This window comes from Sanguibacter sp. A247, assembly GCF_052324925.1.
Classification (GTDB): domain Bacteria; phylum Actinomycetota; class Actinomycetes; order Actinomycetales; family Cellulomonadaceae; genus Flavimobilis.
In genome coordinates this window covers 92099-106563 of record NZ_JBQPRE010000002.1, presented here as the reverse complement: position 1 = coordinate 106563, position 14465 = coordinate 92099, and the positions used below count along the sequence as shown (strand labels likewise).

General features: G+C 71.1%; 10 protein-coding genes. 3 read left to right on the top strand and 7 right to left on the bottom strand.

Going from position 1 to position 14465, the window contains the following annotated elements; translation table 11 throughout:
* Nucleotides 1–228 precede the first annotated feature (228 nt).
* The 4 genes from ACTVCO_RS04635 to ACTVCO_RS04620 form a co-directional block, all read right to left on the bottom strand.
* Nucleotides 229–831: an ArsR/SmtB family transcription factor gene (locus ACTVCO_RS04635; protein WP_443727248.1), complete on the bottom strand. Its 603-nt coding sequence runs from the start codon at nt 829–831 to the stop codon at nt 229–231.
* Between the two features lie 175 nt (nt 832–1006).
* A complete protein-coding gene (locus ACTVCO_RS04630; protein WP_443727247.1) occupies nt 1007–2152 on the bottom strand; it encodes a DNA polymerase III subunit delta' in 1146 nt (381 codons plus the stop codon).
* Complete coding sequence (tmk, locus tag ACTVCO_RS04625; RefSeq protein ID WP_443727246.1) at nt 2149–2916, bottom strand: dTMP kinase; 768 nt, start codon at nt 2914–2916, stop codon at nt 2149–2151. The genes ACTVCO_RS04630 and tmk overlap by 4 nt, the downstream gene beginning before the upstream one ends.
* 74 nt (nt 2917–2990) lie before the next feature.
* Nucleotides 2991–4025, bottom strand: coding sequence for a Gfo/Idh/MocA family protein (locus tag ACTVCO_RS04620; RefSeq protein WP_443727245.1), 1035 nt, complete (start codon nt 4023–4025; stop codon nt 2991–2993).
* Nucleotides 4026–4177: 152 nt separating this feature from the next.
* Here ACTVCO_RS04620 and ACTVCO_RS04615 point away from each other — a divergent pair, with 152 nt between their 5' ends.
* The 3 genes from ACTVCO_RS04615 (at nt 4178) to ACTVCO_RS04605 (ending at nt 9321) form a co-directional block, all read left to right on the top strand.
* Entirely contained in the window at nt 4178–5026 is an 849-nt protein-coding gene (locus ACTVCO_RS04615; protein WP_443727243.1) for an ABC transporter ATP-binding protein, read from the top strand.
* Complete coding sequence (locus ACTVCO_RS04610) at nt 5023–7695, top strand: ABC transporter permease (RefSeq protein WP_443727242.1); 2673 nt, start codon at nt 5023–5025, stop codon at nt 7693–7695. The genes ACTVCO_RS04615 and ACTVCO_RS04610 overlap by 4 nt, the downstream gene beginning before the upstream one ends.
* Before the next feature lie 702 nt (nt 7696–8397).
* Complete coding sequence (locus ACTVCO_RS04605) at nt 8398–9321, top strand: type IV toxin-antitoxin system AbiEi family antitoxin domain-containing protein (RefSeq protein WP_443727241.1); 924 nt, start codon at nt 8398–8400, stop codon at nt 9319–9321.
* A 208-nt stretch (nt 9322–9529) separates the two neighbouring features.
* Here ACTVCO_RS04605 and topA read toward each other — a convergent pair whose 3' ends face one another.
* The 3 genes from topA to ACTVCO_RS04590 form a co-directional block, all read right to left on the bottom strand.
* Nucleotides 9530–12325: a type I DNA topoisomerase gene (topA, locus tag ACTVCO_RS04600; RefSeq protein ID WP_443727240.1), complete on the bottom strand. Its 2796-nt coding sequence runs from the start codon at nt 12323–12325 to the stop codon at nt 9530–9532.
* A 163-nt stretch (nt 12326–12488) separates the two neighbouring features.
* Nucleotides 12489–13619, bottom strand: coding sequence for a phosphatase PAP2 family protein (locus ACTVCO_RS04595; RefSeq protein ID WP_443727239.1), 1131 nt, complete (start codon nt 13617–13619; stop codon nt 12489–12491).
* Nucleotides 13620–13691: 72 nt separating this feature from the next.
* Nucleotides 13692–14465 carry an endonuclease/exonuclease/phosphatase family protein gene (locus tag ACTVCO_RS04590; protein WP_443727238.1) on the bottom strand — a complete coding sequence of 258 codons (774 nt, stop codon included), beginning with the start codon at nt 14463–14465 and terminating at the stop codon, nt 13692–13694.

The following is a 14465-nucleotide window of genomic DNA, read 5'->3' as shown; positions in this document are numbered from 1 at the left end:
GTTCCAGCGCGGCGCGGGGACGAGGGCGGGGCGGCCGAGGGCATCGATCGCGACCGTGCAGTCGGGGAACGTGGGGCGGTTCTGCAGTGGGCGTCGTCTGATGAACATGGAGGGCTCCTCACGGGTCGACGGGGTGCCCGGGCGGCGCGGAGGCCGGCGGGTTGGCGGTGACCGGGGTGGGTTGGGAGGTGTGGCGGTTCGGGTGCGGCGGCGAGGTCGCCGGGACGGTCAGGGGGTGACGCGGCCTCCGACGACGGGGAACGCGGCCATCTGAACTGAGATGGAGCGGCTGCCCGCGACGGGTTCGTTCTCGCCGCCGTACTGGTGGGCAAAGTCGTTGACGACGTCGGTGAGGCGCCCGACGAGCTCGCTGAAGGCCTCGGCCGTGAGGTCGAGGTGGGTCGTCGAGACGAGGCTGGCGTCTCTCCAGTCGTCATCGAGCGTCTCGACCTGGCCGAGGAACGCGCGCAGCGCGCGTTCGCGCAGGCCGATGAGCTCGGAGACGACCATGCGGCCGGCCTCCTTCTCGGCTGGCGCGGCGCCGTGGTCGGCGCCCACGACGACGCCGCCCGGGACCTTCTCCCACCAGCGTTCGCGGCCGCGGCCGCGGCCGGTCGCTTCGCGGACAAGGCCGTGGCGGGCGAGCTGACGCAGGTGGTAGCTCGTCGCGCCGCTCGACTCCCCGAGCTGGTCGGCGAGCATGCTCGCGGTCGCCGGTGCGTGCGCGATCGCGTCGAAGAGCGCGACGCGCAGCGGGTGCGCGAGGGCCTTGAGCGCGGCCGGACCGACAGGCTCGGGGTGGTGCCGCGGGGTCGGGTCGTCGTGCGTCATGCTGAGAACGCTACCCGTGCAAAATCTTCTTTGCAAGCAGTTCTTTGCAACTACTTCTTTGCACATGTCGAACGGAGCCCGTCCACCTCAATCCGCCCGCCAGACAGCCGAGACGCGGCACCCGAAGCAAGTCCTCTCGATCAGGGTGCCAAATCTTGTGCGCGGCCGTCGAGGGTTAGGCCTGGGGCCGCAGCGCCACCATCATCGCTTCAAGCGCTAGAAGCGGCGCAACGTTCCCCGCAAGCCGCTGCCGCGCGACGCCAATCGCATCCATCCGGTGCAGCGACTGCTCGGGCGTCGAGGACTCCGCAAGTGACCTCACAAGCTCATCGGCCGTGCCGTTGACGAGCGCAACATCCCCCGCTGCGCCCAGCTGCACGACGAGCACGTCACGGTAGAGCGAGAGCAGATCAAGCATCGCCGTGTCGAGCGAGTCCCGCTGCTGCCGCGTCGCACGCCGCTTCTGGTCCTCCTCGAGCTGCCTGACCTGCGCACGCAGGGCAGGCGGAACCGTCTGCCCTGCCTCGACTCCGAGCGCACGCAACAACTCCGCCTTCTCGTGCGCGTCCCGCTCGTCCGACCGCGCCGCAGCCTCCGCCTTCGCGATCTCGACGAGGTCGTCAGCCGCAAGAACCGCGTCACCTACACCCCGAATCTGCGCAGCCGACTCGAGGATCCGCCGACGCCGCGCACGCGCCTCAGGATCACGCGCAAGCCTGCGCGCAATCCCCACGTGCGACTGCGCGGCCCGCGCCGACTCGCTCGCAAGCTCCGGGTCGAGCCCGTCGCGACGGACGAGCAGCTCAGCCACCGCCTCGACCGACGGAACCCGCAGCGCCACGCGACGGCAACGCGAACGGATCGTCACCACGACGTCCTGCGGACTCGGTGCGCACAACACCCACACCGTGCGCGGCGGCGGCTCCTCGATCGCCTTGAGCAGCACGTTCGAGGTGCGCTCAAGCATGCGGTCCGCATCTTCCACGACGATGACGCGCCACCGGCCACGCGCAGGAGCACGCTGCGCGAGCCCGATGAGCCCACGCACCTCATCGATCGAGATCGTCACCTTGTCCGTCGCGACGACCGTGACGTCCGGATGCGTCCCCGCACGGACCTCAGCCACCGCGATCGCATCATGAGCCGCGTCGCCCGTGCACTGCAGCGCGGCCGCGAACGCCCGCGCCGCAACCGAACGGCCCGAGCCCGGAGGCCCCGTGATGAGCCACGCATGGGTCATCGCCGCGTCGTCACCCGCCGCCGCTCGCAGTCGCGCAACCGCGTCCTCCTGCCCGACGACGTCCTCCCACACATCCGTCACGACGTCGGCCCGCCGACCGAAACGTCGGGCGAACCGTCGGGCGACCCGCCGACCGAAACGTCGGGCGCCCCGCCGACCGAAACGTCGGGCGCACCGTCGGGCGCACTCGCAACCCGCGCCGCGTCGTCGATCCCGAGCCGGGCCGCGACCGCGGCCACGATGCTCGCGTGCACCTCAGCCACCGAACGCGACGCGTCGATGAGAACGATGCGCTCCGGATGCGCAGCCGCACGCTCGAGATACGCCTGCCGCGTGCGCTCGTGGAACGCCGCGCCTGCACGCTCTAGACGATCAAGGCCCCCGGGCACACGCGCGACCCCGACCGCCGGGTCAAGATCGAGCAGCATGGTCACGTGCGGCACGAGGCCCCCGGTCGCCCACAGCGACAGGCCCTCGACGTCGTCCGCGCTCAGCTCGCGCCCGCCCGCCTGATAGGCAACCGACGAATCCAGATAGCGATCCGTCACCACGACAGCACCCCGCTCAAGCGCAGGCCGCACGATCGACGAGACATGGTGCGCACGGTCAGCCGCGTACAGGAGTGCCTCCGTGCGCGGAGCCATGTCCTCGCCATGCAGCACAAGCCTGCGCAGCTCAGCGCCGAGCGCCGACCCGCCCGGCTCCCGCGTCACCACGACCTCGTGCCCCTGACGAGTGAACCACTCGCCCAACAAACCGATCTGCGTCGTCTTGCCCGAGCCGTCACCGCCCTCAAAAGACACGAAGACGCCGGTCGCGGACGGGCTGGCGGAAGGGTTCGACATCACCCCGCAAGACTACCGAGAGCCCCCGACACTCAGGACCCAGCGCGCGACCCAGCCCCGCGTGCTCACCGAGCTCACTCCCCCGGGTAGACGACACCCACCTGACGACGCACCTCGTCGAGCGTCGCCATGACGTCGAGCGTGTCCTGCCACGTCATCCGCGGCGACTCCGTCCGCCCCTCAGCAACGCACCGTGCAACCTCCGCCGCCTCATACGCAAGCCCGTGCGCAACCGGGCGCGCATACTCCCAGGTCGTCCCGTCACGCAGCACGACCCGGAACGACGTCGGCGCATAGAAGTCACCCGCAACCTCAACCCGCCCGAGCGTCCCCGACACCAGCGCCACCGTCGGCGTCTTCGCCCACAAAGTCGTCGACAACGTCGCCTGCGCCCGACCCTCAAAACCAAGAATCGTCGAGACCTGACCATCAACGCCCGTCTCCGTCAGGTCACCCACCGCCGTGACCGACGCCGGCACACCCAATAAGTCGTGCGCGAACGCCACGGGATAGACACCCAGGTCGAGCAGAGCACCACCGGCCAGCTCGGGCGCGAACAGCCGCGATGACGCATCGAAGTCGAACTTCTGCCCATGATCAGCGCACACCGAGACGATCTCGCCGATCACTCCCGACGCAACAACCTGACGCAACGCCGCCACGTGCGGCAGGTGACGCGTCCACATCGCCTCCATGACGAACGTGCCCGCAGCCCGAGCAGCGTCAAACACCTCACGCGCCTCACCCGCATGCCGCGTGAACGCCTTCTCGACAAGCACGTGCTTGCCCGCCTCGATCGCGAGCAACGCCTGATCACGGTGCTCCGAGTGCGGAGTCGCGATGTAGACGACATCGACGTGGTCGTCGCTCACGAGCGCGTCGTACCCGATGTGCGTCGTCGGGATCCCGTGCGCCGTGGCGAACCGCTCACCACGCACCCGATCACGCGACCCCACCGCGACCAGCTGAGCACGCGTCGACCCAGTGATGGCCGCCGCGAACGACCCCGCGATCCCACCCGCACCGAGGATCCCCCACCGGATGGGCGGCGCCGACGCCGGCTCGGGGACAGACGCGGACACAGAACCGGGAAGGGCGACATCGCTCATGCCCCAACGCTACCTGCACGACGGCCTCAGGGTGATCCCCCATGCAACGTCCAGGGTCCGTCCAGGGAAGAACCCGATACCGGCCAAGCCCACCCACGCGGGACAGTCGACACGACACGACAACTGCGCACGACACACACGAGGAGCACCCCATGCCCACCGCAACCGCACCCGGTCCGCGGCCCACAACCCGCGGAGCCCTCGGCACCCTCGACTCCGACCACGCGCCACGCGCGTGGGCCCGCGACCTCACCAAGACCTACGGCACGGGCGAGACCACCGTCACCGCGCTCGACCACGTCGACGTCGACATCGAAGCCGGCCGCCTCACCGCCATCATGGGCCCCTCAGGCTCCGGCAAGTCCACCCTCATGCACTGCCTCGCAGGCCTCGACCGCCCGACCTCCGGAACCGTCGTCGTCGGCGACCACGACGTCACCCGCATGCGCCAGCGCGCCCTCACGAACCTGCGCCGCACCGGCCTCGGCTTCGTCTTCCAGTCCTTCAACCTCATCCCGACGCTCACCGCCGAGGAGAACATCACCCTGCCCCTCGACATCGCACGCGAAGCCGTCGACCGCGCCTGGTTCGACGAGGTCATCGACGCCGTCGGGCTGCGCGACCGGCTCGGACACCGCCCAGGCGAGCTCTCGGGCGGGCAGCAGCAGCGCGTCGCCTGCGCCCGCGCACTCGTCACCCGCCCCTCGCTCATCCTCGCCGACGAGCCCACAGGCAACCTCGACTCCCGCTCGGCCGGCGACGTCCTGACATTCCTGCGCCGCTCCGTCGACGAGCTCGGCCAGACCGTCGTCATGGTGACCCACGACCCGCGCGCCGCGTCGTACGCGCACCGCGTCCTCTTCCTCGCCGACGGCCGCATCGCCGACGAGCTCAACGACCCCACCCCCGAGACCGTGCTCGAGCGCCTCGGCGCACTCTCGCCCACCGCCGGACCGGGCGCCGAGGCCGCACCCTCGTCGTCCGCGGCGGTGACCGCATGAGGCGCGTCGCCCTGCGCGACATCCGCGCGCACCTCGGACGCACCGCCCTCGCAGTCCTCGCGGTCGCGCTCGGCGTCGCGTTCGTCGCCGGCACGTTCAGCTACCGCGGCCTGCTCACCGACACGATCGACGACGTCATCGCAACCTCCGCCCCCGGCGACGCCTACGTCCGCGGGACCGACACGATCGTCGGCGTCGACCCCATCATGGGCGGCACCACGACCATCCACGTCAACGTGCCCGCCGCGCTCGCCGAGATCGTCGCGACAGCCCCCGGCGTCGCGCACGCGCGGCCCGAGCCCACCGGCGTCGTCGTCCTCTTCGGCGCCGACGGCACCGTCGTGACGACCGGCGGCGCCCCCACGCTCGGCATGCCGTTCTACGCCGACGACGCACGCTCCCCCTACCTCGCAGGACGCGTCCCTGCGGGGCCCGACGAGATCGCGCTCGAATCGCGCACCGCCGAGAGCGCGGGCCTCACGACGGGCGACACGACGACCATCGTCGTCGACGGCGCGATCCGCGAGGTCACCGTCTCCGGCGTGAGCAAGATCGACGGCCAGCTCGCCGGCGCGCTCATCGTCGGCTTCGCGCCCGACGCCGCGCTCGCGGCGTTCGCGCCCGACGGCACCGTCCCGCAGATCGCGGTCGAAGCCGCCGACGGCGTGAGCCAGACCCAGCTGCGCGACGCGATCGCCACCGTCCTCGCCACATCCCCCGCTCCCGGTGCATCGGCAGCCGAGGCCGTCACGGGCGACGCCGTACGCGCCGACGTCCGCGACGGCATGGACCAGATGATCGGCTTCATGCAGATCTTCCTGCTCGGGTTCGCCGGAGTCTCGCTCGCCGTCGCCACGTTCCTCATCACGAACGCCTTCTCCATGCAGGTCCGACAGCGCCGCCGCGAGCTCGCCCTGCTCCGCGCGATCGGCGCATCACCCGGTCAAGTCCTCGGCTCCGTCCTCGTCCAGGCGCTCGTCGTCGGTGTCGTCGGCTCCGCCGTCGGCATCGCGCTCGGCGCCGCACTCGGCGCGGGCGTCGGAGCGGTCATCGCCGCCGCCGGCACCCCGCTCGGCGGGTCCGTCGCCCCCGACCTCGCCACAGTCGCCCTCTCCCTCAGCGTCGGCATCGTCGTCTCCGTCGCAGGAGCCCTCCTGCCCGCACGCCAAGCCGCGCTCATCGCGCCCGTCGAGGCCATGCGGGACGACATGCCCAGCGAGCGCGGCCTGCGCGTCCGCGGCATCCTCGGCGGCGCGGCCGTGGCGCTCGGCATCAGCGCGCTCGTCGCCGCAACGCAGGTCTCGGCCGCACGCTGGGAGACACTGCTCGACGTCGCGGTGGGCGACGGCTCAGACATCGCCGCGATGCTCATCGCGCTCGGCGCCTTCACCCTCGTGTGCGGCACGCTCGTCCTCGCCCCGCTCCTCGCCAAGCCCGTCGTCAGCGTGCTCGCGTGGCCGTCCGTCGTCCTCGCCAAGCCGCTCGGTGCGCTCGCCCGCGGCAACGTCGTCCGTCAGCCCCGCCGCACCGCGGCAACCGCCGGCGCCCTCACCATCGGCATGGTCCTCGTCTCCGCGTCGGCCGTGCTCGCCGCGTCAGCCCAAGCGTCCCTGCGCGACATCGTGACGTCAGACCTCAAAGCCGACCTCATCGTCTCCGGCTATCCGAGCGTCCCCGACGGCACCGCCGGCGCACTCGACGAACTGCCCGAGGTCGGCGCGACCTACCCCGTACTGTCCGCCCTCACAACCTTCGCCGGGACCGACGGCGCCGACTGGATCATCGACGCACCCGACGGGCTGCGAGCACACGCGGTCGAGATGCATCTCATCGAAGGCGACCTCGACGCCACCGAGCACGGCGAGATCCTCGCGCTCGAGCCCAAGGCGAAGGCCGCGGGGTGGAAGGTCGGCGACATGCTGACGTTCGGGCCGGGCCTGACGCCCGGGGCGGGTGCTGGGGGCGGTGCTGGTGCCGGTGCCGGTGCCGGTGCTGGTGCCGGTGCTGGTGCTGAGGGCACCGTGACGTTGCGCCTCGGCGGCATCGTGAGGTCGTCGGCATTCGGTGCGGCCGCGTTCGTGCCCGACGGCGTCCTCGAGACTGCGGGCGCAGCGGGCAGCCACGAGACCGACGTCGTGTTCGTCGACGCCGCCGAGGGAGTCACCGTCGACGCGGCAAAGGCTGCGGTCGCCGCGGTTGCCTCGACGTACGGTGCGCTGTCCGTCGAGGACGCCGACGAGTTCGCAAGCTCGCTCGCTTCGCAGATCGACCAGATGCTCGCGGTGGTCTACGCGATGCTCGGCCTGAGCATCCTCATCGCGGTCCTCGGGATCGTCAACACTCTCGCGCTCTCGGTCGTCGAGCGGCGCCGCGAGATCTCGCTGCTGCGGGCCGTCGGGCTCGGGCGGTTGCAGCTCTCGAGCGTCATCGGGATCGAGGCGGTCCTCACTGCGGTGTTCGGCACGGCGCTCGGCATCGCCGTCGGTGTCGGCGTCGCGAGCGCACTGCCGACGGTCATGGAGGGCATGGGGCTCTCGAGCCTCGTCGTCCCATGGGGGTCGCTCGGGGTCCTCGTGCTGCTCGCGGCGGTCGTCGGGGTGGGGGCTGCTCTGTGGCCGGCGGTCCGCGCGTCGCGCGTCCCGGTCCTCGAGGGCCTAGCCGCGGAGTAGCCGACGCCGGCCGGTCCCTGACCCAACCAGAGAGCCCCCGGCCCCGGCCCCGGCGCCGGCGCCGGATAGTGGATCGGCACACCCCCAGTGTGCCGATCCACTATCGACGGCCTTGATGAGCGAGAGCCTGGGCGCCGACCTCAGCACCGACCTCGGCCTCAGCGCCGAGGCCGGTGCCGGATCGCTGATCCGCACACCCCCAGTGTGCCGATCCGCTATCGACAGCCTTAATGAGCGAGAGCCTGGGCACCGACCTCAGCTTCAGCGCCGAGGCCGGTGCCGAGGCCAGTGCTGAGGCCGGTGCTGGATCGCTGATCCGCACGAAACACTCGCCCAGATCAGCTATCCGGCACACACCCGGAGCAGGACCCCACCCATCGCGCGACGTCGATAGCCGATCCGCACGAAACACCCGCACAGATCAGCTATCCGACGCACACCCACAGCCGGACCCCAAGCCTCGCGCAGCGTCGATAGCCGATCCGCACACGTGTGGTGTGCGGATCGACGATCGATGGGGCTACCCGAGGACGACGACGGGACCTGGTGGCGACGGGACCGGGGCCGCGGCGGGACCGGGACACAGAGATTCTCTTGGCGCATGCGTAGTGAGGGCTGTCCACAGCTGGTCGCCTTGCGCGGCTATCCACAGGCGCGGGGTCGCGAGCCCTGGTCACCGCGCCAGCCGGTGATGATCACCTCATGCCCCAGCGCGTCACGCCCGACGACGTTCCCGAGATCGCCCGCTTCCAACGGGGCGTCTTCACGCGCATGCAGGCGCACTCCGCCGGCTTCACTCCGCGGCAGGTCAGCTATCGCGTGAAGACGGGCGCGTGGCTCCCCCTCCCCGGCCGCGGGCTCGTGAGTGCGGCACGACCACAGACGCGGATCACGGCGATCATCCCCACATGGATCCACCGACACGGTGCCGTCGTCATGGGTCCGGCCGCCGCCGCCTGGCACGGCGCGCCCATCCCTGCCTTCGACGTCGTCGACGTCTGGACGGACCGGCGGGGCGACGGAGTCCGGGACCGCATCAAGCCGCACCGCGTACCGCTCGAGCCGTGGGAGATCGAGCGCGTCGCGACGTTCGGAGGCGCACCGGCTCACGTCACACACCGCGACCGGGCCTGGCGCGACACGCTCGCGTGGCTCCCGTTCAGCGAGGCGCTCAACCTCTCGGCATGGCTCGCCGCACGCGACATGTTCGACCGCGACGGAGTCCAGAGGGCGCTCGTCGAGCACCCCGGGCTCGTCGGCAATCGCCAGCTCAAGCGGCTGCTCGCCGCGACTGGGAGCGGCGCGTTCAGCGTCGCCGAACGCAAGGCACACACTGGTCTTCACGCTGCGGGGATCACCGGATGGGAGGCCAACGTCCGGGTGAGCGATGGTCGAGGCATCATCGGGCGGGCCGATATCTTCTTCGACGACGTGCAGCTCGACGTCGAGATCGACGGGAGGGTCGCGCACGAGCGACGTGCTGACGAGGATCGCGAGCGTGACAACAGGATGCACGCTTCCGGTCGCACCGTCCTCCGGTTCCCAGCGCGCGTGGTCCTCTACGAGACACACAGGTTCGTCGCGACGGTCCACAAGACGCTCGCGACCCTCCGCACCCGTCGATAGCCGATCCCGACGCTAGACGCGAACGGATCGCCAATCGAACGGCTCTGCGGTGATGCCGATAGCCGATGCGAACACCACGTGTGTTCGCATCGGCTATCGAGCGATGGGGTCTCGCTGAGGAGGCAGGTCTGGGAGGTTAGTCGCTGGCCGGCTTGTTCGCATCGGCTATCGAGCGATGGGGTCTCGCCGAGGGGGCAGGTTCGGGAGGTTAGTCGCCTGCCGGCTTCTTCGCGGCCGGCTTCTTGGCAGCGGCCGGCTTCTTCGCAGCGGCCGGCTTCTTGGCAGCGGCCGGTTTCTTCGCGGCCGCCGGCTTCTTGGCGGCAGCTGGCTTCTTGGCCGTCGTGCGCTTCTTCGCCGGACCTGCCGCACGCTTGATCGCCAGCAGCTCGACAGCCTGCTCGAACGTCACCGACTCGATCGCCGCGTCCTTGGGCAGGGTGCGGTTCGTCTCGCCATCAGTGACGTAGGCACCGAAGCGGCCGTCCTTGATGACGATGGGCTTGCCGCTCGTGGGGTCCTCACCGAGCTCACGCAGCGGAGCAGTCGCGGTCGCGCCACGCCCACGCTTGGGCTGCGCGTAGATCGCGAGCGCCTCCTCGAGCGTGATCGTCAGCAGCTGCTCCTCGCTCGCGATCGTCCGCGAGTCCGTGCCCTTCTTGAGGTACGGGCCGTACCGGCCGTTCTGCGCGGTGATCTCGTCACCCGACTCCGGGTCGAGGCCCACGACGCGCGGGAGCGACAGCAGCTCGAGCGCCTCCTCGAGCGTCACGGTCGACAGCGACATCGTCTTGAACAGCGACCCTGTGCGGGGCTTCGGAAGCGCCGCGAGGGCCTTCTTGCGCGCCGCCGCCGACAGACCCGGGTCAAGCTCCGGCTCGGGGAGGACCTCGGTCACGTACGGGCCGTAACGGCCGTTCTTCGCGACGATGTCGTGCCCTGAGAGGGGGTCCTGACCAAGGACGTTGTCGCCCTCGGCCTGGGTCGCAAGCAGCTCGCGCGCGCGCTCGACCGTGAGCTCGTCGGGCGCGACGTCATCCGGGACGGACGCGCGCGGCGGGTTCTCGCCCTCGACGACAGGGGCCGAGAGATCCTCGATGTACGGGCCGTACCGACCGACGCGCAGCGTGATGCCCTCGCCGATCGGAACAGAGTTGATGTCGCGCGCGTCGATGTCGCCGAGGTTCTCGACGAGGCCGTGCAGGCCACCGTCCGCGGGCCCCTCGTCCGAGCCGTAGTAGAACTGGGAGAGCCACGCAGTGCGGTCGCGGTCGCCCGCCGCGATCTCGTCGAGGTCGGCCTCCATCGCCGCGGTGAAGTCGTAGTTGACCAGCTTCGGGAAATGCTCCTCGAGCAGCCGGATGACGGCGAAGGCGAGCCACGACGGGACGAGCGCCTGGCCGCGCGCGAGCACGTAGCCGCGGTCGAGGATCGTCGAGATCGTCGAGGCATACGTCGACGGGCGGCCGATGCCACGCTCTTCGAGAGCCTTGACGAGGCTCGCCTCGGTGTAGCGGGGCGGCGGGGTCGTCGAGTGGCCGTTGGCGGCAAGATCGCGCGAGCTCAGCGCGTCGCCCTCGGTCATCGTCGGCAGGCGCGAACCGTCGGCGTCGTCGGAGTCGTAACGCTCCGTGTCGCGACCTTCTTCATACGCGGCGAGGAAGCCACGGAACGTGATGACCGTTCCGGATGCGGAGAAGACGGCGTCGAGCGCGGCACCGTTGGCGCGCGTGCCCGTGATGCCGAGGCGGACCGACGCGGTCGAGCCGCGCGCGTCACCCATCTGCGACGCGACGGTGCGCTTCCAGATGAGGTCGTAGAGCTTGAGCTGGTCGCCCGAGAGCTCGGTCGAGACCTGCTGCGGGGTGCGGAACTCGTCGCCTGCGGGACGGATCGCCTCGTGGGCCTCCTGCGCGCCCTTCGCCTTGGACGCGTAGATGCGTGGCTTGGCGGGCACGAAGTCACCGCCGTAGAGCTCGGCCGCCTGGCGGCGCGCGGCGTCGATCGCCTGCGTCGACAGCGCGGGCGAGTCCGTTCGCATGTACGTGATGTACCCGTTCTCGTACAGCGTCTGCGCCGTGCGCATCGTCTGCCGCGAGCTCATGCGCAGCTTGCGTGAGGCCTCCTGCTGGAGGGTCGACGTCGTGAACGGCGCCGCGGGACGGCGCGTGTACGGCTTGGTCTCGAGGCTGCGCACCGTTGCGGTTCCGTCAGCCGCGGCCGCGACGACGTCGCGTGCAGCGGCCTCGTCGAGGTGAACGACGTTCGCCCCACGCATCTCGCCACGGTCGGTGAAGTCGCGGCCCGACGCGACCTTGGAACCGTCGAGCCCGGTGAGGCGCGCGGTGAACCATTGCTCGCCACCCGCGGTCGTGAACTCGCCCGAGACGTCCCAGTACTCGGCGGTGACGAATGCCATGCGCTCGCGCTCGCGCTCGACGACGAGGCGGGTCGCGACGGACTGGACGCGGCCCGCGGACAAGCCCTGGCGAACCTTGCGCCACAGGACCGGCGAGACCTCGTAGCCGTAGAGGCGGTCGAGGATGCGGCGGGTCTCCTGAGCGTCGACAAGACGGTCGTCGAGGTCACGGGTGTTCTCGAGGGCGCGGTGGATGGCCTCACGCGTGATCTCGTGGAAGACCATGCGCTTGACGGGGACCTTGGGCCGCAGCGCCTCGAGCAGGTGCCACGCGATCGCCTCGCCCTCGCGGTCCTCATCAGTTGCGAGGTAGAGCTCGTCAGCGTCCTTGAGGAGCCTCTTGAGCTCGGCGACCTTCTTCTTCTTGTCGCTGTAGACCTCGTAGTACGGCGTGAAGCCGTTCTCGACGTCGACCGCGAACTTGCCGAAGGGACCCTTCTTCATGTCCGCCGGGAGCTCAGAGGGCTGTGGCAGGTCGCGGATGTGGCCGACGCTCGCCTCGACCTCGTACCCGTCACCGAGGTACGACGCGATCGTGCGCGCCTTGGCGGGCGACTCCACGATGACGAGCTTGCGACCTGACGACATCACTGCCTGCTTCCTCGCGCCTGAGGGCGCGTCCTGCCGGCGCCCGCTCCGGGCGCTCCGTGTCAGCGTACGGGATCGTACTCGAGCCCTGTTCCGCGGCCCCGTCCCCACCATGATCGGTGGACTGGCCGCGGTCGGCAGCCCCTGTGGTCAGGCAGGCGGCTCAGTGCCGCCGCCGCGCCGCGGCCTGCCGGAGCAGCAACGTCACCAAGAACAGGACGCACGTGAGCCCGACGACGGCTGCCAACGACGCCGCGTAGGCACGCACGTCGTCGGCCGCGAGCCCCGGCACCCCGAAGCCGACGCCAACCGTCAGCGCAACGAACCCCGCGCCCAGGAGCGCCCCGAGCCCGAGCACGACGACGGCCGACGTCGTCGAGATCGTGCCCGCAACCGACCGGTCGACCGCCGAGCGCGGCGTGAACGCGACGACCAGCCCCGTCCACGCCCCCACGACGAGCAGCGCAGCCACGACATCCGACGGCCGGTGCCACTGCCCGACGAGCGTCGAGGCGCCCGTCGCCGCCGTCCACGCGCCACCGATCAACGCCACATAGGGGCGCGCTCGCCGCGGCACGACGAGCAGCAGGGCGATGGCCACGGACGCGGCGACCGTCGTGTGGCCCGACGGGAAGGAGTTGCCCGGACGCTGCGTCAGCACACCGAGCTCCGCCCGCTCGAGAAGGTCGCGCTTGAGCAGCTGCGTCGTGATGTTGGCGCCGACGACGAGCACCGCGACCTGCAGCCCGAGGCCCCACGCGCGCCTCATGGCAGCGATCGCCAGCACAATGATGACGGCGATCGCGATGAAGGCGACCGAGACGACGTCGAGCACGGGCTCCGCGACGCGCCACAGGGTTCCGCTCCCGTGCTCGGAGCCGAGCAGGGCGAGCTCGTCAAAACGCTGGCCGTCGGCGGTCCCGAGGAAGATCCGCGCGCAGAACGCCAGCGCTGTCGCGAACACGGCGAAGATGGTGAGGGCGGCGAGGCGAGGCGCGAGCCGCACCGAGGATCCCCCGCTCGGCCGCGCGTCGGACGACGCAGACCCGGGTGCCTCCGCGAGGGGACGCTGCGCCACGGTGACGTCGAGACCCGAACCACCGGCCGTGTGCACGGCCCCGGCCGATGGCCGCGCCGGACCGTCCCACGTCACAGGGGTGCCGAGCGCAGGCGTCGCAGGCTCGACCCGCGCAGGCTCGGCCCGCGCAGGCTCGGCCCGCTCAGGCTCGACCCGCGCAGGCTCGGCCACGGGAAGCGGCTGCGTCCCGTCGTCCGGGGTGGAGGAAGTGGTCACGTCGCCCAACCTAGCTTTCTCGTGTGTCGATCACGCGAAGGGCCCGTCGATGACATGCACCGAAGCGCTCGATCACCATGCAAGGTCAGCGACGGCGGGGCGGTGGTCGGAGCCGACGAGCACATCGGGGCCGTCGGGCACCCACACCGACTCGACCCGCACGGACTCCCCGACGAGGAACCCGTCGAGCCGCGAGCGCGGCGTGTCGACCGGCTGCGTCGGCGCCTGATGCGCGTCGGCGTCGCGCAGCGGCGGCTGCAGCGCGACGACGCTCGGTCCGCGCGGGTTCTCGTTGAGGTCACCTCCGACGACGAGGTGCGGCGCCTCGCGCGCCGCCAACGCCCGGAATACGGGGACGTGCCGAGCCCGCGGCGCGGGCAGCGCCGAGAAGTGGACGCTCACCAGCGTGAGGAGGTCGCGCTCGTGATCCGACGCTGCGCCCGCGCTCGAACCACCGCTGCCCGTGTCGAGAACCCCCGCGTCGGCGCGCGCCGGCCCGCGCGCGCCACGCCGAGCGAGTCGCACGAACGCATAGCCCCGCGGTGTCGGCCACCCGCGCCGAAACCGCGCCCACCGCGGCTCGAACGCCACCCCTCGGCCCTCGACGACGTGCGCGAGCACGTGCGGCGCGACCGCGACCGCGCATGCGCGCGCGGCGATCCCGCCGGCGACGATCTCAAGCCCGACGGAGCGCGCGAACGCACGCGTGCGCCGCCGACCCAGCAGCCACCGCGGAGTCTCCTGCAGGAGCAGGACGTCGGGCGCCTGCGCGCGCACGACCCGTGCGGCCGCAGCGGCGTCGAGGTGCAGAAACTTCACGTTGTACGTCATGACACGCAGCCGCAT